Origin of the sequence: Pseudomonas sp. P9_35, from assembly GCF_034008205.1 — a bacterium.
GTDB classification, from domain to species: Bacteria; Pseudomonadota; Gammaproteobacteria; order Pseudomonadales; family Pseudomonadaceae; genus Aquipseudomonas; species Aquipseudomonas kilonensis.
Window position 1 is genome coordinate 4,660,849 of sequence record NZ_CP125373.1, and the last position, 26,729, is coordinate 4,687,577.

Consider the following 26,729-nt stretch of genomic DNA (forward strand, 5'->3'; position numbering starts at 1 on the left):
CGACAGTCGCGGATACGGGTCACCGCAAGATCAACACCGCGGCCACCGCAATCACGGCCACCACACCAAAGACCATCCGCGCGATCCAGGGCGCGGTGAGCCAGACGCCGGTCACCCCGGCAATCTGCCCCACGTTCTTTTCGGTCAGGCGGAAACTCGGCTCCCGGAAAGGATTGCCGCAATGTGGGCAGGCGTAGGCCTTGTCGGAAATTCGGGAAGCGCATTCAGGGCAATCGATCAGACTCATGTGCGACCTCAGGGAGAGACGAACTTGGGGTACTGACAAAGACCACGCATTTCCGGTTTTTGTTCTGAATCGAGTAGACCTTTTGAAGAGCACGCTACGCAAAAGCGAACTGCTTCACAGCCAACAAGATAGCCCAGCCACTACTGTGGGGGTTTTACGCGCCGCATAAGATCGTTCAACACGTAGGTGTCCAGGAAGGCTGTGACTTCAATGACCTGACCATTCTTGAAGGTCATGTGCCACAGGTAGGTGTTGTTGTAGGGTTTGTGATCAAGCGCCGTGGCTGTTCCATTCCACAGAACAACCACGACATCATTCTGGGCAACGATGCTCTGCACCGTGGGGACAATCGGTGTTGTCAGTCGCGCAGTAATCGGCCGCACGACTTGGGCCAGCTCAGCCTTGCTGTTATAGACACCGGAAACAGGACTCGTCCCGGCCACGGTCCATTTCGCATTGGGCGCCAGCAGATCGAACACCGTGCCTTTGCCCTGCTGCCAGTGAGTGAACGCCTGGCGGACCAGAGTCGCATTCGCGTGCTGGGTGTTTTCCGAAGCCCAGACGTTGTTCGTAAAAAATATTAAAGACAGTGCAAGCGCCTGGACGCGCCAAGCAAAATTCATCCATCTGGTCATGATGTTCTCTCACAGCAATGCAGTTGATAAGGCGCTCTTCCAGGAGGACCTTAACGGCATGTGCCCAGAAACCTTTGCCCGATACTGCTGTGAGGTTGTCTGATGCTGTTTGGTAATCAGGCCACTGTGGGAGCGAGCTTGCTCGCGATAGCGGTGGATCAGTCACTTTGATGTTGGATGTATGGCCGTCATCGCGAGCAAGCTCGCTCCCACAGGGGGGCGGTGCTTATTCCTGGATACTCCACATGCCTTGTGTATTTTTCAGACGGCAGAAACCACAAAACCCCTGGTTTTCTTGGAAAACCAGGGGTTTTGTGTGTATCGAATGTGGCGGTGAAGGAGAGATTCGAACTCTCGATACAGTTTCCTGTATACACACTTTCCAGGCGTGCTCCTTAAGCCACTCGGACACTTCACCGTATCTCGGCAAACTGTTCAGTCTGTCGAGGCGCGCTAATGTAGTCGAAAGCTTTTCCGATGGCAAAGGTTTTTTTCAGAATTTTCATGCGGTTAAGCTTGGTCGGGCATTTCAAACACGCCTGGGCATGGCAAACCGGCCAATCTTCGGGGCTATGCAGGCGCTGCTCTATAGATGAAGGCGAAGCAGGATGGGCGGGCCAGGCTGTTTGCAGAGCCTGAGGCTGACCGGTGAGTCAGTCACGGCGCTTTACCTGACCTGCGGCGGTGGGTAACGTCTGCGTCACTTCTCTTACAAGGAATAGCGTCATGAGCGACTTGATTGCCTACCATCTCGACGACGGTATCGCGACCCTGACCTTGAACAACGGCAAGGTCAATGCCATCTCGCCAGATGTGATTGCCGCGTTCAACGCTGCGCTGGACCAGGCGACGGCGGATCGGGCGGTGGTGATCATTACCGGGCAACCGGGGATTTTGTCGGGCGGTTACGATCTGAAGGTAATGACCGCCGGTCCCAAGGAAGCGGTGAACCTGGTCACAGCCGGCTCGACCCTGGCCCGTCGCCTGTTGTCGCACCCCTTCCCTGTCGTTGTCGCTTGCCCGGGGCATGCGGTGGCCAAGGGTGCGTTCCTGCTGCTCTCGGCGGACTACCGCATTGGCGTGGAAGGGCCGTTCAGCATCGGGCTGAACGAAGTGCAGATCGGCATGACCATGCACCACGCTGGTATCGAGCTGGCCCGTGATCGCCTGCGCAAGTCGGCGTTCCATCGCTCGGTAATCAATGCCGAGATGTTCAATCCGCAGGGTGCTGTGGATGCCGGCTTCCTCGACAAGGTGGTGTCGGCCGAAGAACTGCAGGGCGCGGCCCTGGAAGCGGCGCGTCAGTTGAAGAAGATCAACATGTCCGCCCACAAGAACACCAAGCTGAAAGTGCGCAAGGCTCTGCTGGAAACGCTGGACAGTGCGATTCTCCTGGATCAGGAGCATATGGGCTGAGGCTTGTAGGAGCTGTCGAGCGGAGCGAGGCTGCGATCTTTTGATCCTTCGCTCCGGACTCAATTGGTAATGGAAAGATCGCAGCCTCGCTCCGCTCGTCAGCTCCTACGGGCCCACCGAGAGCAAGCTCCCTCGCCACAGGTGCAGTCCTCCCCTAGAGCCGGGCTTTTTCCTACGCGCGTCGTTTAAAAGTCCGCAACCGCTCTAGGCCGCTTCTGTCGCCTTATTTCGCAACATGCGCTTAAACATCGTCCATTTCCTACATCTATAGGGGCAATTGCCGAAAACAGTGCACATCCGTACACTGCGCCACCTTTTGTCCCGATGGGGCCTGTAGATGCTGTTTGTATTGCGTATGTTGTTGATGGGCCTGCATTTTGTATTGGCTGGCGTGCTCGGGGTGATTGTGGGCCTGTGCCGGCCGTTCAACCCGGACAACAGCCGTTTATGCGCAAGGTTGTACGCGTTGCCAGCGATGTGCATTTTGCGCCTGCGGGTCCGGACGCAAGTCGACACGCTGGTGAACAAGCCCAATGGCTGCGTTATCATCGCCAACCACCAATCCAACTATGACCTGTTCATGTTCGGCAACGTGGTGCCGCGCCGTACCGTGTGCATCGGCAAGAAGAGCCTGAAATGGGTGCCGCTGTTCGGGCAATTGTTCTGGCTGGCGGGCAACGTGTTGATCGACCGCGGCAACGCGATCAAGGCCCGAAAGTCGATGCTGACCACCACCCATACGTTGCAGCATGAGGACACCTCGATCTGGGTTTTTCCGGAAGGCACGCGCAATCTGGGCAAAGACCTGCTGCCCTTCAAGAAAGGCGCCTTCCAGATGGCAATAGCCGCCGGAGTGCCGATTGTTCCGGTGTGCGTGAGCAGCTACATCAAGCACATGCGCCTCAATCGCTGGCGCAGCGGTGACATCCTCATACGTTCATTGCCGGCGATTCCTACGGCCGGATTGAGTATGGATGACCTGCCCCGGCTCATTGCCCAATGCCGTGAACAGATGCGCGAGTGCATCGCGACAATGGACCGGCAGCTGCAAACCGCCTGAATGGAAACCCGCCCCCTCGGCGGGTTTTCTTTTGCCGCCGAACTCCGCAGATTTTGCTGACTCTCAAGCTACAGGGCGCGTTAAGCTGGACGCTGCCTGCCACTGCCATTTTCAATAAGAAGTGAACCACCATTATGGGTAGAGTCGTTGCTGCTGCGGTCTACAGCGCCGGTAAGAAAGTCACCAATATCACCCTCGACGAAGGCAGCGCCTGGGCTGCCAAACCTGGTCATTTTGTATGGATCGGTCTCGAAGAGCCCAGCGCCCTGGAGCTGACCAACCTGCAGCGTCAATTCAACCTGCACGAACTGGCGATCGAAGACGCCATGGAGAAACACAGCCGTCCCAAGTTGGAGACCTTTGGCGATGCGCTGTTTATCGTCACGTATTCGCCGATACGCAAGGACGGCAAGCTGCAGTTCATCGAAACCCATATCTTTGCCGGCAAGGGCTACATCATCACGGCTCGCAACGGCCATTCCGCGTCCTACGCCCACGTCCGGCAGCGCTGTGAGGCGCGTCCGCTTTTGCTGAAACACGGGGAAGATTTCGTTCTCTACGCCATCCTTGATTTCGTGATTGAAAACTACCAGCCAATGGGTGAAGCCATTCACGCCGAAATCGATGAGCTGGAACACAATGTCATGTGCAGCTCCCTGAACGAACGGGACATCCAGAACCTGCACAGCTTGCGCCGCGACGTATTGCGCCTGCGCCGTTATGCGGCGCCAATGGTGGAGATCAGTGAAGAGTTGCAGCGACTGGACTTCCCCTTCATCGACAAGAACATGAGCCCGTATTTCCGCGACGTGCAGATTCATGTCACGCGGCAAATGGAAGACCTGACGACCCTGGCCGACATCGCCAGCCAGACCATCGAAGTCGGCGTGTTGCTCGAAGCGTCGCGCCAGAGCGTGGTGCAGCGCAAGTTTGCAGCTTGGGCGGCGATCCTGGCGTTTCCCACGGCTGTGGCCGGGATCTATGGGATGAACTTCCAGGACATGCCGGAGCTGAGTTGGCAATACGGCTATTTCGCGGTGCTGGGGGTTATTGCGGTGGGCTGCTCGTCGCTGTGGTGGAGCTTCAAGCGATCGGGTTGGTTGTAGGCGAACAGTGGAATTTGTGTGGGATTCATCGCGAGCAAGCTGAACTGGCCTAATAATTCCGGACACCTCTTAAGGGCGATATGATTTCGCCAATTTGGAGGTTCCATGAAAGAAAGAAGAGTCTTTTCCCGCGAGTTCAAACATCGTGCGGCCAGCATGGTGATTGATGACAACTGTTCAGTACAGGAAGTCTGCGCGTCGCTGGACATCAGTGCTACCGCGTTACGACGGTGGGTGGACCAGGTTCGCAAGGAACAAAAAGGTCAGCCAGTTCAAGGCACCAAGGCCATTACTGAGGATCAACGGCAGATTCAGGATCTGAAAGCCAAGATCAAACGCATGGAAATGGAAGCCGAAATCTTAAAAAGGCTACCGCTCTCTTGATGTCGGATCCCGATCGTTTTCGATGATCGCGGAGCTAAGAGAGTCATTCCCGACCGCCATCCTGTGTCGCGTTTTCGATGTGAAGCGCAGCAGCTTTTACGAATGGCTACAGCGGCTCTCGCGGCCTAAGATCGAGCGCGAAGAACTCAAGGGGAAGGTGGTTGAACTGCACAGCGAAAGCCGGGAAGCCATGGGGTCCAGAACGATCAGCAAGCATCTGAAGGCCCAAAACATAGCGGTCGGCAGAAGCCTTGTTAGAACACTGATGAGGGAAGCCAACATTGTCAGTAAACAACGCCAGCCTCATCCATTCAGGTCCAAAGGAGTTGAAGCATTTGTCGCACCCAATCTGCTCAAGCGTAATTTCAAGCCGACCGTGGTCAATCAGGTCTGGTGTGGCGACGTTACAAGCTTGATGGTGGGTAAACGCTGGGTTCATCTGGCCATCGTGATCGACTTGTTTGCTCGCCGGGTCATTGGTTGGGCATTTTCGCTGGTCAATGACGCCAACCTGGTCAGCAAGGCGTTACGCATGGCGATAGAGCTTCGAACATGCCCACCTGGATTGATGTTTCATTCGGATCAGGGCTGTCAGTACACCAGCCGCAAGTTTCAAGAAGAGTTGATGCGCAATGGCATTTTGCAAAGCATGAGTCATCGCGGGCAGTGCTGGGACAATGCTCCAACAGAACGTTTTTTCGGCACCCTGAAGTCAGAATGGGTCCCTCGCAACGGTTACAGCACGAGCGAGGAAGCACAAACCGATATGGTGCGCTTCTTCATGTACTACAACCGCACCAGGCTCCACAGCTACAACGACTACCTATCGCCAATAGCCATGGAGCAAAAAGCAGCATAAACACCGTAACTGGTGTCCGGATTTACTTGACCAGTTCAAGCTCGCTCCCACAGGGGATTTGCGTCGTACACAGATCCAGTGTGGGAGTGAGCTTGCTCGCGATAGCGGTGGATCAGTTGGCCTGATGCTGGATGTGCCGCCGTCATCGCGAGCAAGCTCGCTCCCACATTAGAGAGTGGTGATCTTTAGCCTTGGGTGGCTTCGGCCTGCGGCTTGTGAGCGACGAAACGCATCATCCACTCCGCCACCGTGGTGCCGTGGTGCTCGTGGGCAAGGCTCGCCACGCCCTGGCTATAGATCTGCTCGCCGAGGTGCTGCTGGCGAATCTCCAGCAAGGCCCGGGAATAATCGTGGATGAACTCTGGGTGACCCTGGAAGCACAGCACCTGGTCGTTGATGTGGTAGGCGGCAAACGGGCAGAAATCGCTGGAAGCGATGACCGTCGCGCTTTCGGGTAATTCGGTGACCTGGTCCTGATGGCTGATCAGCAAGGTCAGTTCTTCCATCACCGGGCTCATCCAAGGTGCCTTGGCGGCGAGTTTGTAGCGATGGGTGCCGACACCCCAGCCTTGGGTGGCACGCTCGGTCTTGCCGCCCAGCAACAACGCCAACAGTTGGTGACCAAAGCACACACCGAGCAATTTATCGCCGCGCTGGTAACGCTCCAACAGGTAAGTCTTGAGGGTTTGAATCCAAGGGTCGGTGCCGAAGGAGTCAGCCTTGCTGCCGGTCACCAGATAAGCGTCGAACTGCTCGTCATCGCTGGGGTAATGCCCCTCCATCACGTTGTACACAACAAATTCGGCCGCAATGGGCTGCTGCGAAAACAGGCGCTGGAACATCTGCCCGTAACCCTGATATTGGTCGACCAGTTCCGGACGCAGGATATCGGTTTCCAGAATGCAGATGCGTAGCGACATAAAAAATACCTGACACGATGATGGGAATATTGCACACCCCAGAGCCTGCCCTGAAACACGGTCCCAAGGCAAGCCCCTTCCCGGGTCTGTCAGAACAGTTCGTGGCGGGCGGCTTTCTCCAGCAACAAGGCCGGCGGTGAGAAGCGCTCGCCATATTGCTCGGCCAGATACTGGGCGCGACCGACAAAGTCTTGCAGGCCGTATTGATTGATAAACTGCAGCGCACCACCGGTCCAGGCGGCGAAACCGATGCCGAAGATCGAGCCGACGTTGGCGTCGGCCGTCGAAGTCAGCACTCCCTCCTCCATGCAGCGCACGGTTTCCAGGGCCTGGATGAACAGCAGGCGATCGCGGATATCCTGCGGGGAAATCTGCCCGTCGGCTTTCTCGAAGCGGCTTTTGAGCGCCGGCCACAGGTACTTTTGCCCATCGGCCGGGTATTCATAGAAACCGGCACCGGCGGCCTTGCCCGGTCGCTTGTATTCGTTGAGCAGCAAGTCGATCACGGCGAACGCCGGGTGCTCAATCGGCGCTTTCTCTTCTGCGCGCAGGTCCTTGGCAGTTTGCGCGCGGATATGGCTCATCAGGCTGAGGGAAACTTCGTCAGAGATCGCCAGAGGCCCGACCGGCATCCCGGCCTTGCGCGCTTCGGTCTCGATCATCGGCGCACTCACGCCCTCGCCGAGCATGGCGATGCCCTCGTTGGTAAAGGTGCCGAACACCCGCGACGTAAAGAAGCCGCGACTGTCGTTGACCACAATCGGCGTCTTGTTGATCTGCAGGACAAAATCGAACCCCCGGGCCAGGGTCGCGTCACCGGTGCGTGCGCCCTTGATGATCTCCACCAAAGGCATTTTCTCCACCGGGCTGAAGAAGTGCAGGCCGATGAACTTCGTCGGGTCTGGCACAGCCATGGCCAGGCCGGTGATGGGCAAGGTCGAGGTGTTGGAAGCGATCACCGCATCCTCGCCCACCACCGCCTGGGCGGCGGCCGACACACTGGCTTTCAGGGCGCGATCTTCAAACACCGCTTCGATGATCAGGTCGCAGCCGGCCAGGTCGGCGTTGCTGTCGGTGGGGTGAATCCGCGCCAGCGTGGCTTCGCGTTGCTCGGCGGTGAGTTGACCGCGTGCGACCTTTTTATCCAGCAACGCCGCCGAACGGGCCTTGCCCTTCTCGGCCGCCGCCAGATCGACATCCTTGAGTACCACTGCGATGCCGGCCACGGCGCTGACATAGGCGATACCCGCCCCCATCATGCCCGCGCCGAGCACGCCGACTTTTTTCGTCAGATAAGGCGCAAAACCCTGTGGGCGGGAACCACCGTCCTTGATCTCGTTGAGCTGGAACCAGAAGGTGCCGATCAGGTTCTTCGCCACCTGGCCGGTGGTCAGTTCGGTGAAGTAACGGGTTTCGATCAGGTGCGCTGTGTCGAAATCAACCTGGGCGCCCTCCACCGCTGCGCAGAGGATTTTCTCCGGTGCTGGCAGGCAACCCTGGGTCTTGTTGCGCAGGATCGAAGGGGCAATTGCCAGCATTTGCGCAACTTTCGGGTCAGACGGCGTGCCGCCCGGCAGTCGATAGCCCTTTGCATCCCAGGGTTGGATGACGCTGGGGTTGGCAAGAATCCAGGCCCGGGACTTGGCCAGCAGCTCGTCACGATCCTTCGCCAGCTCATCGATCAAACCGGCCTGCAGCGCTTGTTGCGCATTGACCTTCTTGCCCTCGAGCAGATACGGCAAGGCCTTTTCCAAACCGAGCAGGCGCACCATCCGCACTACCCCGCCGCCACCCGGCAACAGGCCAAGCGTGACCTCCGGCAAGCCGAGCTGCAGCGACGGCAGGTCCAGGGCCACGCGATGATGGCAGGCCAGGCAGATTTCCCAACCACCGCCGAGGGCCGCGCCATTGATGGCCGCCACCACGGGTTTGCCCAGGGTCTCCAAGGCTCGCAGTTGCGCTTTAAGCAGCAGGACCATGTCGTAGAAAGCCTTGGCCTCGGGCTTGCCGACCTTGATCAATTCGTTGAGGTCACCGCCTGCGAAGAAGGTGTGCTTGGCCGAGGTGATGATCACACCGGCAATCGAGTCCTTTTCAGCCTGCAAACGGGCGACGCAGGCGGCCATGGCCTCACGGTACACCGCGTTCATGGTGTTGGCGCTCTGGCCCGGCATGTCCAGGGTCAGGACGACGATCCGGTCCTGGCCGGTTTCGTAACGAATGGCATCGGTCATGAAAAAGTGTTCCTTGAAGTCGGGCTCAGAGGCGTTCAATGACGGTGGCAATGCCCATGCCGCCGCCGACACAGAGGGTCGCCAGGCCATAGCGCAGGCGACGCACCTCCAATTCGTCGAGCAACGTGCCAAGGATTGCGCACCCCGTGGCGCCCAAGGGGTGCCCCATGGCGATGGAGCCGCCATTGACGTTGACCTTGGCGGGGTCGATGGCCATGTCCTTGATGAACTTGAGCACCACCGAGGCGAAGGCTTCGTTGACTTCGAACAGGTCGATGTCCTCCACCCGCAACCCGGCCTTGGCCAGGGCCTTGCGGGTAGCCGGCGCCGGGCCGGTGAGCATGATGGTCGGGTCGGTACTGGTGACAGCGGTGGCGACGATCCGCGCCCGGGGCTGCAGGCCCATGGCGCGCCCCTTGGCTTCGGAACCGATCAACATCAGTGCCGCGCCGTCGACGATGCCGGAACTGTTGCCCGGTGTGTGCACGTGATGGATTCGTTCGACATGACTGTAGACACGCAGCGCTGTGCCATCGAAGCCCATCTGGCCCATGGCCTCGAAGCTTGGCTTGAGCTTGCCCAGGCCGTCGAGCGTGGAGTCGGCGCGGATGAATTCGTCGTGGTCCAGCAGCACGATGCCATTCTGGTCCCGCACGGCGACCAGGGATTTATTGAACGAACCGTCACCCCGGGCACGCGCCGCTTTTTGCTGGGAATGCAGCGCATAACCGTCGACATCCTCACGGCTAAAGCCTTCCAGCGTGGCGATCAGGTCGGCGCCGATGCCCTGGGGAACGAAGTGACCGTGCAGGTTGGATTGCGGGTCCAGCGCCCACGCACCGCCATCGCTGCCCATGGGCACCCGGGACATGGATTCGACGCCGCCGGCCACCACCAGGTCTTCGAAGCCGGAACGCACTTTCATGGCCGCCAGGTTCACCGCTTCCAGGCCCGAGGCGCAAAACCGATTGAGTTGCACACCGGCCACGCTGACATCCCAATTGGTCACCAGCGCAGCGGTCTTGGCGATATCGGCCCCCTGTTCACCCACCGGGGTCACGCAACCGAGCACGATGTCATCGACCTGGCTGGTGTCCAGATCCATGCGCTGCTGCAAGGCGCTGAGCAGGCCGCCCATCAGGTTCACCGGCTTGACGCTGTGCAAGGCACCATCGGCCTTGCCCTTGCCGCGGGGCGTGCGTAATGCGTCGAAAATCAAAGCTTGGATCATGACGTCCTCGAAACCACGGGGTAATGCGATGCCTTCAACCATAAGCCCAGCGGCGCCGGATTCAATGACCACAGCGCTCAATGGCGTTGACGGCCACGCTCAGACGAACGGTAGCGAGCTATCGGGTTAACCGATTCAGGAGGGCAAGCTGTCTAGCAAAAGGGCCGGCAGGAAGGTGGCAATAGGCCTCATACCTTTTTTAGAGCAACCTGTACCAAGCTGATATGAATTGGATCTAAGCCAAGGCCGCCGCGGCCCCTAATGTAATCCTTGTACAAGAAAGTCGTCGGGTTTTGCCGAGGCGCTTGTCGAACAGGAAGTGCAACGCCAGCCGCCATGGATATGCAGGCTGGCTTCTAGGAAATAACAATAAAGGCGGGTCAGCCATGTTCAAACATTCGAAAGTTCGCCAAGCCGGACTCATTCTCTTTGCCACGACGCTGCTGTTGATTTTGCCGAATATCACCAAGGTGATTGGCTGAATCCTGCGCGAGGGCATCTGCATCATCCATTAGTTGTGTCGCCAAAAAATGTAACGGGTTCTCTGTTCGAGCCGCGATGGCTGTGCCAACCTTTGCGGCCCCCCCCTCGACATGGAAGGCGATCGACTTGAAAGCTCTTATTGTGTTCGGGGCGTTGCTGCTCAGCACGCCCCTTTATGCCGCGCAACTGGTGCTGGAGTTGGGCGCGGGCACGCGCACCTGGCAAACCGAAGAACTGCTCAAGCACCCGGACGCTCAAACGGTCCAGATCGCTGATGACGCTTCCTACAAGAAACCGATGAGCTATCGAGCCGTGCCGCTGACGGCACTATTGACGGGCGTCCAAGCGGACGACCACCTGCAAGCCGTGGCCCTGGACGGCTTCGCTGCCGAAATGCCTGCGGCACCGTTACTCAACAAGAGTGGGGCCCGGGCCTGGCTGGCGATCGAGGACCCGGCCAAGCCATGGCCGTCGCTGGGGGAAGGCAAGCACAGCGCCGGGCCTTTCTACCTGGTCTGGACCGATCCGCAGGCTGGCCATATAAGCCCGGAGCAATGGCCCTACGCGGTGGCGACTATCAAGCGCCTGTCGGCCGTGGCCGAACGCTTCCCCGCCCTGCTGCCGGCGCCCAGCCTGGCCAAGGACGACCCGGTCAATAAAGGTTTCGAACTGTTCCAGAAAAACTGCCTGGCGTGCCATCGGCTCAATGGCGCGGGTGATGCGCAGTTCGGCCCGGACCTGAACATCCCTTTCAACCCGACCGAATACTTCTCCGGGGATTTCCTCAAGCGCTACATTCGCGACCCGCAAGCGCTGCGTCACTGGCCCCAGGGCAAGATGCCCGGGTTCTCGGCTGCGGTGCTGGCGGATTCGGAGCTGGATCTGCTGGTGGGTTATTTGAAGCATATGGCGGGACGCAAGCAGCCATTGGCCCCGTGAGATTGCTTTTTTTGTGGCGAGGGAGCTTGCTCCCGCTGGGCTCTGTAGGAGCTGCCGAAGGCTCGGGCCGCGTTCGGACGATCTTTTGATCTTTCGTTTGAGATTCAAGTGACCGGGGAAAGATCGCAGCCTCGTTGCACTCGTCAGCTCCTACAGGGCGCAGCCCAGCGGGAGCAAGCTCCCTCGCCACAAAAGCTCCCCCTCTGGAGAGTTATTGCTGTTGCACCGTAATCACCGGCGCCGGTGGCACGACCAGCTTGGCATGCATCTGCTCACAACCGCCGCCACGGCGCATGCCACGCACCGGGCAGGCGTCCAGGTAATCCAGGCCCACGGCCAGCTTCAGGTGGCGCTCCGGACGGGCCAATTGGTTGGTCACGTCGAAGCTGTACCAGGCGTCGTCAAGCCAGGCCTCCGCCCAGGCATGGCTTGCCAGGTGTTCGCTCTCTTCGCTGAACAGATACCCCGAGACATACCGCGCCGGCACCCCCAAGCTACGGGCGCAGGCCAGGAAGGCGTGGGTGTGATCCTGGCACACCCCGCTACGTCCGGCAAAAGCCTGGGCCGCACTTGTCTCCACTTCAGTGGTGCCAGGTGTGTAGATCATGTGCTGGTTCAGCCCGTGCATCAGGTCGATCAGCGCCGTGCGATCGCGACGCTGCTGGCACTGCTGCGCAGCGAAGGCTCGAAGGGCCTCGTCTGCTTCCGTTAGCCGGGTGAAGCGCAGGAACGGCAGCGCCGATTGGCTCTCGTGCTCGGCTTCACGCAACGGATCGATATCCACCTGTCCACGGGCGCCGATGATGACCGTTTCGTGGGGTTCGTCCAGGGTCAGTACGTGAAGGATGTTGCCGAACGGGTCCAGCTGCGCCCGCACCGGCCGGGGCAAATCCAGTTGCCAGCTCAGCACATGCTGGCGTTCGCTGTCGTGGGGCGTCAGGCGCAGGTACTGGATGCTGGCGCGCACCTGATCTTCATAGTGGTAGGCCGTTTCGTGGCTGATCGAGAGTCTCATATGACCTCCAGGTAGGAACTGTGAATGGCATTGCCCAGTTCACGGACCAGTGGGATGAATTCGGTGAGCCAGGCATGCAGGCCCCCGTCGAGGATTTCGTTGATGCCGGTGTAGCGCAGGCGCGCGTCCATTTCCGCCGCCAGCCGTTGTGCCTGCCGACCGTTGGTGCCCGGCAGGCTCGCGAGGATCTGGTTGATTTCTTCGGTACAGGCGCGCAGCGAACGCGGCACGTCGGCGCGCAACAGCAGCAACTCGGCCACATGCCGAGCGCCCGGGGCGTCACGGTAGATCTCGGTGTAGGCCTCAAAGGACGACAAGGCCCGCAACAAGGCGCTCCATTGGTAATACGCGTGGGCCGTGCCATCGCTGACCGTGTCGGCCTGGTCACCGGCCATTTCGTAGCGGGCGTCGAGCAAGCGCAGGGTGTTGTCGGCCCTTTCGATGAAGGTCCCCAGGCGAATGAAGCGGAACGCGTCGTTACGCATGATGGTGCCGTAGGTTGCGCCACGAAACAGGTGGGATCGCTCCTTGATCCACTCACAGAAACGGCTCATGCCGTAGCGATTCAAGCCTTGCTCGGCGATACCGCGAATTTCCAGCCAGGTGGCGTTGATGTTCTCCCACATGTCGGCGGTGATTCGCCCACGTACCGCGTGGGCACTGGCTCGCGCGGCACCGAGGCAGCTGTAGATACTGGCCGGGTTGGCCGCTTCCAGGGCAAAGAAATGCAGCAGGCGCTCGGCGTGCAGCTCGCCGTGTCGCTCCCGGTAATCATCCAGCGTGCCGGTGATCAGCAATGGCATGGCCAGCTCGTGCAGGCCGTCGCCACGCCCGTCCTGGGGCATCAGTGACAACGAATAGCTGACGTCGAGCATCCGTGCGAGGTTTTCCGCACGCTCCAGGTAGCGCGACATCCAGTACAGGTCCGAGGCGGTTCTACTCAGCATGGCAGCACCTCAATCCTCGACGACCCAAGTGTCCTTGGTCCCACCGCCCTGGGATGAATTCACCACCAGGGAGCCTTCGCGCAGCGCCACCCGCGTCAGCCCACCAGGCACCACGCGGGTCTCGCGCCCCGACAGCACAAACGGCCGCAAATCGATGTGGCGCGGAGCGATGCCGTTTTCGACAAAGGTCGGGCAGGTCGAGAGCGACAGCGTCGGCTGGGCGATGTAGGCGTGCGGCTTGGCCTTGATCCGCTCGCGGAAAGCATCGATCTGCGCCGTCGTCGCGGCCGGCCCCACCAGCATTCCATAACCGCCGGAACCCTGGGTTTCCTTGACCACCAGGTCGGGAAGATTCGCCAGCACGTGGGAAAGCTCGGCAGGATTACGACATTGCCATGTAGGAACGTTCTTCAGGATCGGCTCTTCGTCCAGGTAAAAACGGATCATGTCGGTGACGAACGGGTACACCGACTTGTCGTCCGCCACGCCCGTGCCGATGGCATTGGCCAGCACCACGTTGCCGGAACGGTAGGAGGACAACAGGCCCGGCACCCCGAGCATCGAGTCCGGATTGAAGGCCAGCGGATCGAGAAACGCGTCGTCGAGGCGACGGTAGATCACATCCACCGCTTTCGGGCCGTCGGTGGTGCGCATGAACACTTTGTCATCGCGTACGAACAGGTCGGCGCCTTCCACCAACTCCACGCCCATCTCCCGGGCCAGGAACGCGTGCTCGAAGAACGCGCTGTTGAAACGCCCCGGCGTGAGCACCACGACGCTGGGATCGTCCAGCGGGCTGGAGCTTTTCAGGGTGTCGAGCAGCAGGTTCGGATAATGGTCGATGGGGGCAATGCGCTGGGCGGCGAACAGTTCGGGGAACAGGCGCATCATCATCTTGCGGTCTTCGAGCATGTAGCTGACGCCGCTGGGCGTACGAAGATTGTCTTCGAGCACGTAGTACGTGCCGTCACCGTCGCGCACCAGATCGACACCACAAATGTGCGCGTAGATGTCACGGTGCAGATCCAGCCCCTGCATCGCCAATTGGTACTGCTCGTTGGCCAGCACCTGCTCGGCGGGAATGATGCCGGCGCGGATGATCCGTTGTTCGTGGTAGAGATCGGCCAGGAACATGTTCAGCGCCTTGACCCGCTGGATGCAGCCACGTTCGACCACCCGCCATTCACTGGCCGGGATGCTGCGCGGGATCGTGTCGAAAGGGATCAGCCGCTCGGTCCCCTGCTCGTCGCCGTAGAGCGTGAACGTAATGCCAGCACGATGGAACAACAGGTCGGCTTCGCGCCTGCGTTGCGCCAGCAGCTCGTCAGGCGTTTCAGCCAGCCAGCGGGCAAACGCCTGGTAATGCGGACGGACCTGGCCGTTGGCATCGTACATTTCATCAAAACCGCTGCGGATCATGCCGTGCTCCTTGTCACCCTGGCAGCAAGGCTTCGCAAGCCCCGTGCCATCGGCATAAACGCTTTATGATCAACGGGTTGGATTCTCCTCTGAGAGGCCGTGCACTTTTCTAGTGCAACAAATGCCCCCACCCCGCTGCCCCCGCTTCATTGCGACGCAGGGGCGTCGCTCTGCTGAGCATAGTCTCGGAAAAACGACGCGGCTTGATCTGGATACAGTTAGGTACAAAACCTGGCGGTTGTGGTGTTGGCGGGTGCATGACATTCCCTGTGGGAGCCGAGCTTGCTCGCGATGGCGTCGGCACATTCAACATTGATGCAAGCTGACCCGCCGTCATCGCGAGCAAGCTCGGCTCCCACAGGATTCTTGCGGAGTTCACAGACATGAAAACGGCCGACACAAAGGTCAGCCGTTGCTGTGGTTGCGGTGAGTAACTGTCAGGCCTGCAGGCGCCGGATCTCTTGCTTGACGCCCCAGCCCTCGATCACACCACCCAAGGGTTCGACGACTGCCTCAAAGTCTTGCTCGAAGTCTCCTATGTCATCGTAAGTGGCGTACATCACCCGGCTCAGTTCCAATGACCAAGCCCCGTCGTCCCGTGCACTGATCTGCGCGTTCAGCGACTCTCCCCGAAAATGACCTGCCGCCCTGCGCGCCCGCTCCTCGTCCGGGAAAATGGCGTAGAACTCAATGGGATGGAATCGGGAAAAATCGAAACCGCCTTCTTTCATGCGGCGCAACACGCTGGTGCTGATGTCTTCTTGATAGGCTGTGCTCATGAAACGTCCTCCTGAAACCAATGGATAGACTTTCCGTCTTCCCGTGCGTGAAGCCCTCAGGCTGCAAGCGGTACGGCATCAAATGGCCGTCGGGACACAAGCATGTAGCTGACAAGACCGGACCTTGGCGATCCTTTCGCTGATCTCAATTGCAGAGTAGCCGTAAGTGGCAGCCGCTGCCAAGCGAGACCAGGCACCGTTTCATGAAATCGGTGTAATGCTGATGATTTCAATGCTGTGCTGGGACTTGAGGTTCTTGACGGTGGGATCCTCAGTACGACCTTCCAGGTCGTTGAGGTCCAATTGGGCGGAAACGGGCAGCAATTTTTCGCGAATCAGTTGTGCAGCCTGCTCCATCGTAGGCTCCTGCTCGTAGTCGAACTGCTCGGCGATGGCTTCGCCATGATCATCCACGAAAGTGATTTCCCACTTTTGCATCGGTGTCTCCTTGATCAATTCAGGGCCTGGCTTACCTTTATCTCGACATTGAGGGCCGGACAATCGTTCCGCCGGGCGTCTGGACGGCACACATGAAAAGACCGCCTCTGGGGCGGTCTCTTGCAGTGCAGCCGTGGCCGATCAGTTCTCGGCGCGTTCCTTCAGGGCTTTCAAGGTGTTGAACGGTGCATCCACCACGAACTTGTTCGCCAGCCAGGACGGCACGTCACCCCCTGGTTCGGTGTGGACCTGATAGGTCACTTCGATCTGGTCAGCGCCCTTTGGCGTGAACTTCCAGAAACCGTCGACCTGGGTCACTCGCACGAAACCTTGCTCTTCGGGCAGGTATTTCGGCACACCCTTGAGCTTGCGGGTCAGGCTGCCATCGGCGCCCTCCTCGGTGGTCACTTCCAGTATCGAGTCCCGGGACGTCACCGGCCACGGCGTGTTGAACTGAGTGTAGGTCCAGCTCTGATTGCCTTCGTGCTTGAGCAGTTTCTGGCTCTTGCATTCATGAATCCAGGCGCAGGCACCGGAAACGTCTTCCTGCAGGGCCCGCAGCTTGGCCATGGTGGTTTTCATCACCGTCACGCCGCGATAGGCCTTGTACTTGGAGCCCGCCACCTCACTGAGGGAAACCTTGATACCGTCCTTCTCCTTGGCAACCTGCCAGTCCTCTGCCTGAGCGGTGGCCGTTGCCAGCAACACGGTCAACCCACACAACACAGCCATACGATGCAGCGAACCCATAGTTCTTTTCCTTATTGTCCAAGTTCGTTCAGTTAGGATCCGTTCATTGACTCATTACGCTGCCGTAATTTGCTCCCACCAACCGATCAGCCGGATGGCCTCTTCACTGCTGCTGCCGCAAACCTCGATGTCGGCTTCGAACGCCGAGCACACCGCCGGACGCTCCGGCTGGCCGAAGATCCGGCACAGGTTATCGACCGACAATTGCGCGCAACGTTCTCCCGCCGGCTTGCCTTGGGGCATGCCAGGGATAGGTGAGCTGATGGAAGGGGCGATGCAACAGGCGCCACAGCCTTCACGGCATTTCATGACGACAACATCCTCACGACAGGTAATGGTTAGTAACAGAACACAGAGTAACGGCTAAAACACTCGTTTTAAATTACCGTCTGCGTGTTTTTTTGACCACGGCGGGATGACCGAATGGTCAGCGACGAACTGCAGGCCTGCCGAAGGCTTATTGCTTGAATTCAAAATCCAGCGCCGCGCCTTCCACCTCATTACGCTCCTGGTTGCGCAGTGGCAGCTGCATTTCATTGCTCAACAAACGGCCATTGAGCTGAAACGGCCCAGGTTTCTCACCGAACATCGACGGCAAGAGGGGTTCACGCTTGAACTGCATCACCTTACCCGGCGGTTGCAGTTTATCGACCATTTCATGGGGCAAGCTCAAATCCAGCTTGGCCGGCGGCAATGGGGTCTTGGCGACCTCGTGGGCGGATTTGCTCTTGGAGGCGATGGGCGCGCGTTTTTTTTTCGCGGGTGCCACCTTCTTGGCGGAAGGCTTCTTGGTCGCTGTGGTTTTTTTCGGCGCATCCTTCGTGGCACTGGCAGCCGGTTTTTCCTGCGCTGGCGCTGCCGCGACGACGCCTCCCATGTGGAAGACGCTCAACAGGCCGATCAAAATCCAGGCAGCAGGAACAATGGCTTTCATAGATACAACGGCATTGACGGCAGAGACCCCCATGCTCGCCTGATAATGAGGCGCTGACAAGCACATCGAGCTAAGCCACTGACGTCTAAAGAAATCCGTTGGCCGTCTCTTGGCACAATTGAGTGGCCAACATCCCGAGCGTCATCAGGGCTCGCTCCGCCTCACGGTTCCAGGGCGTACCGCAGTTCAAGCGAATGCAGTGGTTGAACTGCTCGGTGTTACTGAAAATCAGCCCTGGCGCGATGCTGATGCCTTGTTGCAACGCCCGCACATGCAACTCCTGGGTATTGACCCGCCCCGGCAGGCTGACCCACAGGATGAAGCCTCCAGTGGGACGGCTCATCTGCGTGCCTTCGGGGAAGTACTGCTGCACCGCCAGCTGAAAGGCGCTGAGGTTCTTGCGGTACTCCTGCCGGATATAGCGCAAGTGCCGGTCATAGCCGCCGTTTTCCAGGTACGCGGCAATGCCCATCTGCGTGACGCTGCACGCCGAATGCGTACTGAAGGTCTGGAGCCGCTGGATTTCCTGCTGGAATTTCCCCGCGATCATCCAGCCGATGCGCACACCCGGCGACAACGTCTTGGAAAAACTCGAGCAGTAGATGACCCGATCCAGTCGGTCGTAGGCCTTGAGGGCCTTGGTGCGCCCCTGCTCGAACATCAACTCGCCATAGATATCATCCTCGACGATCTGGATGTCGAAGTCCGACGCCAGGCGCAGCAGTTGCTTTTGCCGCTCTTCCGGCATGGTGCCGCCAAGAGGATTGCTCAGGCGCGTGGTCAGCACCAGCGCCTTGATCGACCATTGGTTGGCCGCCAACTGCAAGGCCTCCAGGCTCATGCCGGTGACCGGGTCGCTGGGGATCTCGATGACCTTGAGGCCCAACAAATCCGCCAGTTGCAGCAAGCCGTAATAGGTCGGCGACTCGGCGGCGATCAAGTCCCCCGGCCGCGTCAGCACCCGCAAGGACATCTGCAAGGCATCGACGCAACCGTGGGTGATCACCACCTCGGAAGGGTCCACCACGACGCCGGCATCGCGCATGCGAATCGCCACTTGGCGGCGCAATGGCTCGAAACCCGGGCTGAACATGTAGCTGAACGCCCGCGGGCTGTGGAAGCGTGTGACCTTGGCCAATTGCTGATGCAGGGCCCGGACCGGCAGATAGTCGACGCTCGGCACCGCCGCTCCCAGGGGAAACACCCCTTCGCGGCGCGACTCGACCAATACTTGCTGGATGATGCTGCTGCGCGTCACCAGCCCCGGACGCTCGACCCGGGCAATGTCCGGCGTCGGTGCCGTCAGGGCCGGCGTCTGGTGCACGTAGTAGCCCGACTGCGGCCGCGCGCGGATCAGCCCCTGGTCTTCAAGGTTGGCGTAGGCCTGCAGCACCGTGGCATGGCTGACGTTGAGCTGCGAGCTCATCTTGCGCACCGAAGGCACGCGTTCACCGGGCTGATACACACCGCGCCGGATATCTTCAGCCAGCTGTTGAGCAATACGTTGATAGAGCAGAAGGTTGGTCATGACGCAGCACTCGATTTCACGGGCATTTTATTCTTGTCGGAAACGATACCGGAACAGTTTAGAAGTGTACTGGGACAGTTGCCAGATTACTCGACAGTACAGTGGAGTGACAGCTCTAACTGTACTCATCGTGCATCGATTGCAGGGCCAAAAAAACCCGGCGCCTTTTGCAGGGGCCGGGTTTTCCAGTGACGCAGCCCTCAGCGGGCGGCGCCGAGCTGGCCTTTTTCGTCGGAGAACACAATTTCAACGCGACGGTTCTGTGCCCGGCCGCGCTCGGAAGCGTTGACGTCCACCGGGTATTCATCGCCGTAGCCTTCGACCTGGATACGCTTTTCGTCTATCCCCAGGTCCACCAGCACATCCGCGACCGCTTGGGCGCGGTCGCGAGACAGCTTGAGGTTTTCCTGCTTGCCACCGGTGCTATCGGTGTACCCCTCGATACGGACCACACGCTTGGGGTTGAGCTGCAGGAACTGCACGATCTTGAGCACGACCCGGTTGGCCGAGTTCTTCAGTTCCGCTTCGCCGGTATCGAACAGCACGTCACCCAGGGTCATCACCAGGCCGCGATCGGTTTGCGTGGTCGCCATCGCCATGATCTGTTCTTCAAGCCATTTGCCCTGCTGCTGCACGCTCAGCAACTTGGATTCACGCAGGGCCAATTGCAGGCGCTGGCGTTCCAGTTCGAGCTTAGCGGCACGTTCTTCGTTGACCACCTGGTTGCTGTGCTCCCGGGCGATCGCACTGTAGCGCTGGCTGAGGTAGGCGTAATGCTGCACATCTTCGCCGCTGCCCCAGTAGCTGGACAAACGATCAGCGCGGGCCAGGGATTCGCCAGCGCGGATCACGTCCCGGGGCGCGGCACGCAATACGTTCGCGTCTTCCTTGACCTTCTGGAAGTCGGTGCTGGCCTGCTCAAGCGCCGCTTCGCTACGCTGGCCGGCGCAGCCATACAAGCTGGCCACGCCGACGAGGACCAGGCTGCCCAATACGTGGGAGTGCTTCATTGGGCATCCTCCCGCAATTGTTTGTGCAAGCGCTTGATGCGGGTGTCGAGCACGTTCAGTTGCTCCTGGCTCTTGAGGGTCAGCACCTTCGCTTCGGCCAAGCGGGCGTCGAGTTCGGCCTGCTCGGCCCGCATGCGCGCCTTCTTGTAGGATTCGTCGGCCATGTTGGATTTGGCGCGGGCGAACTTTTCTTCTGCCAGTTTCAATTCGGGCACTTCGTCGGCAGTAGCGCCAACGGCCCGGGCTTGCTCCAGTGCCTGTTCGGTCAGGCGGATCTGTTCATTCGGCGCCGGATCGGCTGCGCAGCCCGCCAGAGCCAGAACGGCCAGGGCAGCGAAAAGAGGTCGAATAGTCACTAATGTTCCCTACTGTTTTGGGGCACTGACAGATGGCTGCAACTGTGTATTCCAACGTTCGAGATTGCGTTGCAACACAGCCTCCGCCAGGCCGGACGCGGCCAATTCTGTCATCTTTTGCGCCAGCTGTCCGCGTAACCATGGGTCATTGCAGGCGGAGTTATGGGAAATCGCGAGGAACAGCCCGGGTTTGTCCACCGGTTGCGGTGCGGCTTGCAGGTCGTTGGCCATCCCCAGTGTCTGCGCCATTGCCAAGCCCGAGTAGCGCCCCGCCAGGACATATTCCACCTCGCCCAGCAGCAGTTTCTGAAAGGCCTGGGTCAGGTTGGGCGTGCGCACCAAGGACAATTGCTGCTCGGCAAAGATACCGAATCCCTGGGTCATGCGGGCCTTTTCCGACAAGGCCCCGGGATGACCGTGAAGGTCTGCGGGCTGGTTGATGACCAGCGTCGAGTCCTTGCGGGTCCAGACCAGGTAATCGTTTTCGAGCAAGGGCGGATGAACGTAATCCAGCACTTCAAGCCCGGTAACGGTCAGTGGCGCGTCGGTGAGCAGGTCCATGCGTCCGCTGCGCACTTCGTCCAACGCCTGGGCGCGCTTGCCGGCATACAGCAGTTCGATCTTGATCCCCAGTTCTTGCGCGACGTGCGCCAGCAGGTCGGCACCGGCGCCAATCAAGTGCTTGGGGTCCTGGGGGTCCTGCCAGAGATAGGGCGGTGCATCCGGGCTGCCGGTGGCGATCAGTCGTTCACATTTGCCGGCGGCAACAGACAGGCCTGGCACGAACGCCAACGTCCACAACCACGACCAGCCAGCCAAACGACGCAGATCCATGGCAATACGCTCCTCTGAGGCAGAAATAAAAAGCCCGGCCAAAGGGCCGGGCTCTTTATAAGTGAAGACGCCGGATTAGACCAGCTTCTCCAGCTCAGGGATGGCTTCGAACAAGTCCGCCACCAGGCCGTAGTCGGCCACTTGGAAGATCGGTGCTTCTTCGTCCTTGTTGATCGCAACGATCACCTTGGAGTCTTTCATGCCAGCCAGGTGCTGGATCGCGCCGGAGATACCGACGGCGATGTACAGCTGTGGCGCAACGATCTTGCCGGTCTGGCCGACCTGCATGTCGTTGGGTACGAAACCGGCGTCGACCGCGGCGCGGGAAGCACCGACGGCAGCGCCTAGCTTGTCGGCCAGGGCGTAGAGGTGCTTGAAGTTGTCACCGTTCTGCATGCCACGCCCGCCCGAAACGACGATCTTGGCGGCGGTCAGTTCAGGACGATCGGACTTGGCCAGTTCTTCGCCGACGAAGCTGGAAATGCCGGCGTCATGGGCAGCGCCTACCGCTTCAACGGCAGCCGAGCCACCTTCGGCGGCAACCGGGTCGAAACCGGTGGCACGGACGGTGATGACCTTGACCGCAGCGTTCGATTGCACGGTGGCAATGGCGTTGCCGGCGTAGATCGGACGCTTGAAGGTGTCGGCGCTTTCTACCGAGATGATTTCGGAGATCTGGTCGACGTCCAGTGCAGCGGCCACGCGCGGCAGGATGTTTTTGCCGTTGGAGGTGGCGGCAGCCAGGATGTGGCTGTAGCCCTTGCCAAGCTCGGCAACCAGTGGCGCAACGTTTTCCGGCAGCTGGTGAGCGTAGGCAGCGTTGTCAGCCGACAGCACTTTAGCCACGCCAGCGATTTTCGCAGCGGCTTCAGCCACGGCGCCAGCGCCTTGGCCAGCGACCAGCACGTGAATATCGCCACCGATTTTAGCGGCAGCCGCAACAGTGTTCAGCGTGGCCGGAGCCAGCGCCTTGTTATCGTGTTCGGCGATTACGAGGATAGTCATGATCAGATCACCTTCGCTTCGTTTTTCAGTTTCTCGACCAGTTCAGCCACCGACTTGACCTTGATGCCCGCGCTGCGTGCAGCCGGCGCTTCGACCTTGAGGGTCTTGTTGGTGGAAGCGGTGGAAACGCCCAAAGCGTCAGGCGTCAGCACTTCAAGCGGCTTCTTCTTGGCTTTCATGATGTTTGGCAGCGACGCATAGCGCGGCTCGTTCAAACGCAGGTCGGTAGTGACGATCGCTGGCAGTTTCAGGGAAACGGTCTGCGCGCCGCCGTCGATCTCGCGAGTCACGGCAACGCTGTCGCCGGACACTTCGACTTTGGACGCGAAGGTGCCCTGACCGTAGCCGCTCAAAGCAGCGAGCATCTGGCCGGTCTGGTTGTTGTCGCTGTCGATGGCTTGTTTGCCGAGGATCACCAGCGATGGCTGTTCCTTGTCGACAACAGCCTTGAGCAGCTTGGCCACGGCCAGGGAGGTCAGGTCTTCGGCGGATTCGACGAGGATGGCGCGATCGGCACCCAGTGCCAGCGCGGTGCGCAGTTGCTCCTGGGCGGTGGTCGGGCCGATGGAGACGACGACGATCTCAGTCGCCACGCCTTTTTCCTTCAGGCGTACGGCTTCTTCTACAGCGATTTCGCAGAAAGGGTTCATCGACATCTTGACGTTGGCGAGGTCGACGCCGGAGTTGTCCGCCTTGACGCGAACCTTGACGTTATAGTCGACCACTCGTTTGACAGCTACAAGAACCTTCATGGATTCCTCGTTACTCTCCGGTGAAAAAAAGTCGCCTAGGCGAACCTGGCGGTTGATGCTCATGGGCGCAAGGGCACCTCTAAAAACGCCGGCATGAACCACACATGACCCAGCTCACGGGAGTGAAGACCATTCGTCAGTGATGACTGATGAGTCATTCATTATCGCGGCGTGTAAACTGCGCGTCGGAACCACGCAATGCGTCACTTTGTGCTGCCTTCGCCCTGTTTTTAGAGGTGCTCTTGAAACCAACAGTCAGCCTACGGCGAGCGCAAAACCGCCCGTATCTTGACCGGAACGCCTATTCCGGTCAATACGGCAAAATGGTCAGTCATAAGCCGTACGTCTGTGATTTATCTGGGCTGCGGCAATTTCAAACAAACGTTTGTATTGGACCCTGAGAGTGGTGTAGATATAATGCGCCGCTTAAGAGAGACACGCGTTTCATCCATTGTCGCTTTCGTCGCTTTTCGCGAAGGAAACAACGGATGCAACGCCAAACCTCCAATTAGAAAAAACTGTGAGCCTTGAGTAGGAGATAGCCCTGTGGAACGCGAATACATGGAATTCGACGTGGTAATCGTCGGTGCCGGCCCCGCTGGCCTGTCTGCCGCTTGCCGACTGAAACAGAAGGCCGCCGAAGCCGGTAAGGAAATCAGCGTCTGCGTGGTCGAAAAAGGCTCCGAGGTCGGTGCGCACATCCTCTCCGGTGCGGTGTTCGAGCCCCGCGCCCTGAACGAACTGTTCCCGGACTGGAAAGAACTCGGCGCCCCGTTGAACACGCCCGTCGTGCGCGATGACATTTATGTCCTGAGAAACGCCGAGGCCGCGAGCAAAATCCCTGACTTCTTTGTGCCCAAGACCATGCACAACGAAGGCAACTATATTATTTCCCTGGGCAACCTGTGCCGCTGGCTGGCCCAGCAGGCCGAGAACCTGGGCGTGGAAATCTACCCGGGCTTCGCCGCCCAGGAAGCGCTGTTCGACGAGAACGGCGTGGTTCGCGGGATCATCACCGGCGACCTGGGTGTCGACCGCGAAGGCCACCCGAAGGAAGGCCTCTTCACCCCTGGCATGGAACTGCGTGGCAAGTACACGCTGTTCGCCGAAGGCTGCCGTGGCCACATCGGCAAGCAACTGATCAAGCGCTTCAACCTCGACAGCGAGGCCGACGCCCAGCACTACGGCATCGGTCTGAAGGAAATCTGGGAAATCGATCCGGCCAAGCATCAACCCGGCCTGGTGGTGCACACCGCCGGCTGGCCGCTGGACATCATGGGCACCGAGAACACCGGCGGCTCCTTCCTCTATCACCTGGAAAATAACCAGGTGGTGGTCGGCCTGATCGTCGACCTGTCCTACAGCAACACCTTCCTGTCGCCGTTCGACGAGTTCCAGCGCCTCAAGCATCACCCGGTGCTCAAGCAGTACCTGGAAGGCGGCAAGCGTGTCAGCTATGGCGCTCGTGCATTGGCCAAGGGTGGTATCAATTCGCTGCCAAAAATGGTCTTCAAGGGTGGCGCATTGATCGGCTGCGATCTGGGCACCATGAACGTGGCCAAGATCAAGGGTAGCCACACCGCGATGAAATCCGGCATGCTCGCCGCCGAGGCCGTGGCCGATCGCCTGTTCGCCGAGTCCGAAGGCGGTGATGAACTGACCAACTACGTCGACAGCTTCAAGAGTAGCTGGCTGTATGAAGAGCTGTTCGCCAGCCGCAACTTTGGCCCGGCGATGCACAAGTTCGGCCCGATTATCGGCGCCGGCTTCAACTGGTTCGACCAGAACATCCTTGGCGGCAAAATGCCGTTCACCCTGCACGACACCAAGCCGGACTATGCCTGCCTCAAGCTGGCAGCCGATTGCAAGAAAATCGACTACCCGAAACCGGACGGCAAGATCAGTTTCGACAAACTCAGCTCGGTGTTCATCTCCGGTACCAACCATGAAGAAGAACAGCCTTGCCACCTGAAGCTGACCGACCCGAGCATCCCGATCAGCAAGAACCTGCCGCTGTACGACGAACCGGCCCAGCGCTACTGCCCGGCCGGCGTGTACGAAGTGGTGACCAAGGAAGACGGCGAGAAGCGCTTCCAGATCAACGCCCAGAACTGCGTGCACTGCAAGACCTGTGACATCAAGGACCCTTCGCAGAACATCACTTGGGTGTCGCCGGAAGGCGCTGGCGGACCGACTTACCCGAACATGTAAGCCGTTGCGCTGAACATCAAGGCTCCCGTAATGGGGGCCTTTTTGTTGCCTCCGATTCAAGCAACACAACAGTCCAAATGTGGGAGCGAGCTTGCTCGCGATAGGGATTTTTCATTCAACACAGATGTCGACCGACACACCGCGATCGCGAGCAAGGGATTTTCAAAGACTCAGGCGGCGCGCTCTTCCCCGGGGTTGCGCTCGAAGTAGCGCTTGTACTCCCGACTGAACTGCGACGAGCTCTGATACCCCACCTGGTGCGCGACCTGGGCCACGCCCATGCCCTCGGTGATCAACAGCCGCTGGGCCTTGAGCAGGCGCAAACGCTTGAGGTACTGCACTGGCGACAGCAAGGTGCTGCGCTTGAAATGCTCATGGAAGGTCGAGGCGCTCATGTTCGCGCAACTGGCCAAGGTCTCGACGTTCAGCGGCTCAGTGAAGTGCGCATGCAAATGGCTCAGGGCCGCGGCAATCCGGGCGAATTGACCTTGCTGCTCCACCAGCGCCCGCAACACATCGGCCTGGGGCCCGCGCAACGCGACGAACAGCAACTCCCGCAGCCGCGCCTGGCCCATGACCTGGCACTCCAGTGGGTCGTGCAAGCAACGCAACAAGCGTTCGACGCACCCACGCATGGCGTCATCGAGCACGGCGCAGGTCATCGATTCCAGCGTCTGCGGCGCCAGGCTCCGCCCCGGCACCAGCCCCATGGCCAGTACCAACTCCCCAAGCAGCGCCCGATCGATCGCAACGGAAACCCCAAGCAGCGGAGCATTGGGCATGGCGTAGGTTTCGCATTCGAAGGGCACCGGCAAGGCCTGGATCAGATAGTGCCCAGCGCCATATTCCAGTGTCCGCGGCCCCAGGTACGCCAATTTGCTGCCTTGGGCGATGATCACCAGGCTCGGCTCATAGAGCTGCGGGCCACGGGCGACGTCCTGGCTGGCCCGCAGCGCATGTACGCCGGGCAGTGGCGTCGGGACGAAGCCGTCACGGGTCGCCAGGGGTTCTATCAGTGAAACCAGCGTGGCGTTGGCATCAAGATGACGGGTCAACAACATGGGCAAAAACTTCACGAAAAATGGGATGAAACCATCATCGCAGGTCTGGCGTCACATAGGATCAGATCCTGGCCAAGACCGGAGGATTAGGCATGACACGCGGAGGAATCGCCATCGCCGCCGGCCGCCAGGACTCCCAGAATGGAACCCCTCACCGTTCACTGCTTAGCGAGGTC

General features: G+C 59.6%; 27 protein-coding genes and 1 tRNA gene. 7 read left to right on the plus strand and 21 right to left on the minus strand.

Annotation, left to right across the window (positions count from 1 at the left end; genetic code table 11):
- Positions 1–19 precede the first annotated feature (19 nt).
- The 3 genes from QMK47_RS20435 to QMK47_RS20445 all read right to left on the minus strand — a co-directional run bounded on the left by QMK47_RS20435 (position 20) and on the right by QMK47_RS20445 (position 1,300).
- Positions 20–247: an integrase gene (locus tag QMK47_RS20435; RefSeq protein WP_003204158.1), complete on the minus strand. Its 228-nt coding sequence runs from the start codon at positions 245–247 to the stop codon at positions 20–22.
- 140 nt (positions 248–387) lie between these two features.
- Entirely contained in the window at positions 388–870 is a 483-nt protein-coding gene (locus tag QMK47_RS20440; protein ID WP_258691260.1) for a nuclear transport factor 2 family protein, read from the minus strand.
- 340 nt (positions 871–1,210) lie between these two features.
- Positions 1,211–1,300: transfer RNA gene (locus QMK47_RS20445), tRNA-Ser, on the minus strand.
- 308 nt (positions 1,301–1,608) lie between these two features.
- Here QMK47_RS20445 and QMK47_RS20450 point away from each other — a divergent pair.
- From QMK47_RS20450 to QMK47_RS20470, 5 genes are all read left to right on the plus strand, one after another.
- Complete coding sequence (locus QMK47_RS20450; protein ID WP_320389247.1) at positions 1,609–2,298, plus strand: crotonase/enoyl-CoA hydratase family protein; 690 nt, start codon at positions 1,609–1,611, stop codon at positions 2,296–2,298.
- 337 nt (positions 2,299–2,635) lie between these two features.
- On the plus strand, positions 2,636–3,358 hold the full coding sequence (locus QMK47_RS20455; RefSeq protein WP_320389248.1) for a 1-acylglycerol-3-phosphate O-acyltransferase: 723 nt from the start codon (positions 2,636–2,638) through the stop codon (positions 3,356–3,358).
- Positions 3,359–3,492: 134 nt separating this feature from the next.
- Positions 3,493–4,464, plus strand: coding sequence for a magnesium and cobalt transport protein CorA (locus QMK47_RS20460; RefSeq protein WP_214509746.1), 972 nt, complete (start codon positions 3,493–3,495; stop codon positions 4,462–4,464).
- 105 nt (positions 4,465–4,569) lie between these two features.
- On the plus strand, positions 4,570–4,848 hold the full coding sequence (locus QMK47_RS20465) for a transposase (protein WP_320389780.1): 279 nt from the start codon (positions 4,570–4,572) through the stop codon (positions 4,846–4,848).
- A gap of 22 nt (positions 4,849–4,870) precedes the next feature.
- Positions 4,871–5,707, plus strand: coding sequence for an IS3 family transposase (locus tag QMK47_RS20470; RefSeq protein ID WP_253470111.1), 837 nt, complete (start codon positions 4,871–4,873; stop codon positions 5,705–5,707).
- 185 nt (positions 5,708–5,892) lie between these two features.
- Here the strand turns inward: QMK47_RS20470 and QMK47_RS20475 are convergent, their stop codons facing one another.
- The 3 genes from QMK47_RS20475 to QMK47_RS20485 all read right to left on the minus strand — a co-directional run bounded on the left by QMK47_RS20475 (position 5,893) and on the right by QMK47_RS20485 (position 10,092).
- Positions 5,893–6,627, minus strand: a complete 735-nt coding sequence (locus tag QMK47_RS20475; protein ID WP_003204170.1) for an amidotransferase — start codon at positions 6,625–6,627, stop codon at positions 5,893–5,895.
- A gap of 89 nt (positions 6,628–6,716) precedes the next feature.
- Positions 6,717–8,861, minus strand: coding sequence for a 3-hydroxyacyl-CoA dehydrogenase NAD-binding domain-containing protein (locus QMK47_RS20480; RefSeq protein ID WP_320389250.1), 2,145 nt, complete (start codon positions 8,859–8,861; stop codon positions 6,717–6,719).
- A 25-nt stretch (positions 8,862–8,886) separates the two neighbouring features.
- On the minus strand, positions 8,887–10,092 hold the full coding sequence (locus QMK47_RS20485; protein WP_320389251.1) for an acetyl-CoA C-acetyltransferase: 1,206 nt from the start codon (positions 10,090–10,092) through the stop codon (positions 8,887–8,889).
- A gap of 609 nt (positions 10,093–10,701) precedes the next feature.
- On the opposite strand from QMK47_RS20485, the gene QMK47_RS20490 reads away from it, so the two are divergent.
- A complete protein-coding gene (locus QMK47_RS20490; protein ID WP_253476780.1) occupies positions 10,702–11,514 on the plus strand; it encodes a c-type cytochrome in 813 nt (270 codons plus the stop codon).
- Positions 11,515–11,725: 211 nt separating this feature from the next.
- Here the strand turns inward: QMK47_RS20490 and QMK47_RS20495 are convergent, their stop codons facing one another.
- The 14 genes from QMK47_RS20495 to QMK47_RS20560 form a co-directional block, all read right to left on the minus strand.
- Positions 11,726–12,529 (minus strand): transglutaminase family protein, encoded by an 804-nt coding sequence (locus QMK47_RS20495; RefSeq protein ID WP_320389252.1) that lies wholly within the window; start codon positions 12,527–12,529, stop codon positions 11,726–11,728.
- Entirely contained in the window at positions 12,526–13,476 is a 951-nt protein-coding gene (locus QMK47_RS20500) for an alpha-E domain-containing protein (RefSeq protein WP_003204175.1), read from the minus strand. The genes QMK47_RS20495 and QMK47_RS20500 overlap by 4 nt, the downstream gene beginning before the upstream one ends.
- Before the next feature lie 9 nt (positions 13,477–13,485).
- Positions 13,486–14,895: a circularly permuted type 2 ATP-grasp protein gene (locus tag QMK47_RS20505; RefSeq protein WP_014339467.1), complete on the minus strand. Its 1,410-nt coding sequence runs from the start codon at positions 14,893–14,895 to the stop codon at positions 13,486–13,488.
- A 437-nt stretch (positions 14,896–15,332) separates the two neighbouring features.
- A complete protein-coding gene (locus QMK47_RS20510) occupies positions 15,333–15,674 on the minus strand; it encodes a ribonuclease E inhibitor RraB (RefSeq protein WP_003179463.1) in 342 nt (113 codons plus the stop codon).
- Between the two features lie 201 nt (positions 15,675–15,875).
- The gene (locus tag QMK47_RS20515) at positions 15,876–16,112 is read right to left on the minus strand and encodes a hypothetical protein (RefSeq protein ID WP_057452053.1); all 237 of its coding nucleotides are present in this window, start codon (positions 16,110–16,112) and stop codon (positions 15,876–15,878) included.
- 141 nt (positions 16,113–16,253) lie between these two features.
- Complete coding sequence (locus QMK47_RS20520) at positions 16,254–16,862, minus strand: START domain-containing protein (RefSeq protein ID WP_253476786.1); 609 nt, start codon at positions 16,860–16,862, stop codon at positions 16,254–16,256.
- A gap of 54 nt (positions 16,863–16,916) precedes the next feature.
- Complete coding sequence (locus tag QMK47_RS20525; RefSeq protein ID WP_003204182.1) at positions 16,917–17,171, minus strand: YkgJ family cysteine cluster protein; 255 nt, start codon at positions 17,169–17,171, stop codon at positions 16,917–16,919.
- A gap of 148 nt (positions 17,172–17,319) precedes the next feature.
- Positions 17,320–17,796, minus strand: coding sequence for a translation initiation factor 2 (locus QMK47_RS20530; protein ID WP_258688996.1), 477 nt, complete (start codon positions 17,794–17,796; stop codon positions 17,320–17,322).
- Positions 17,797–17,881: 85 nt separating this feature from the next.
- On the minus strand, positions 17,882–19,324 hold the full coding sequence (locus QMK47_RS20535; RefSeq protein WP_018613628.1) for a PLP-dependent aminotransferase family protein: 1,443 nt from the start codon (positions 19,322–19,324) through the stop codon (positions 17,882–17,884).
- Between the two features lie 200 nt (positions 19,325–19,524).
- Positions 19,525–20,334, minus strand: coding sequence for an OmpA family protein (locus tag QMK47_RS20540; protein WP_253476792.1), 810 nt, complete (start codon positions 20,332–20,334; stop codon positions 19,525–19,527).
- Positions 20,331–20,690: a DUF4398 domain-containing protein gene (locus tag QMK47_RS20545; protein ID WP_253476794.1), complete on the minus strand. Its 360-nt coding sequence runs from the start codon at positions 20,688–20,690 to the stop codon at positions 20,331–20,333. Before QMK47_RS20545 ends, QMK47_RS20540 begins: the two co-directional genes overlap by 4 nt.
- 9 nt (positions 20,691–20,699) lie before the next feature.
- On the minus strand, positions 20,700–21,524 hold the full coding sequence (locus QMK47_RS20550; protein ID WP_320389253.1) for a substrate-binding periplasmic protein: 825 nt from the start codon (positions 21,522–21,524) through the stop codon (positions 20,700–20,702).
- Between the two features lie 75 nt (positions 21,525–21,599).
- Positions 21,600–22,529, minus strand: a complete 930-nt coding sequence (locus QMK47_RS20555) for an electron transfer flavoprotein subunit alpha/FixB family protein (RefSeq protein ID WP_214509736.1) — start codon at positions 22,527–22,529, stop codon at positions 21,600–21,602.
- A 2-nt stretch (positions 22,530–22,531) separates the two neighbouring features.
- A complete protein-coding gene (locus QMK47_RS20560; RefSeq protein WP_014339477.1) occupies positions 22,532–23,281 on the minus strand; it encodes an electron transfer flavoprotein subunit beta/FixA family protein in 750 nt (249 codons plus the stop codon).
- Between the two features lie 546 nt (positions 23,282–23,827).
- On the opposite strand from QMK47_RS20560, the gene QMK47_RS20565 reads away from it, so the two are divergent.
- Positions 23,828–25,492 carry an electron transfer flavoprotein-ubiquinone oxidoreductase gene (locus QMK47_RS20565; RefSeq protein WP_320389254.1) on the plus strand — a complete coding sequence of 555 codons (1,665 nt, stop codon included), beginning with the start codon at positions 23,828–23,830 and terminating at the stop codon, positions 25,490–25,492.
- A gap of 170 nt (positions 25,493–25,662) precedes the next feature.
- On the opposite strand, the gene QMK47_RS20570 is transcribed toward QMK47_RS20565, so the two are convergent.
- The gene (locus QMK47_RS20570) at positions 25,663–26,553 is read right to left on the minus strand and encodes an AraC family transcriptional regulator (RefSeq protein WP_320389255.1); all 891 of its coding nucleotides are present in this window, start codon (positions 26,551–26,553) and stop codon (positions 25,663–25,665) included.
- Positions 26,554–26,729: the final 176 nt, after the last annotated feature.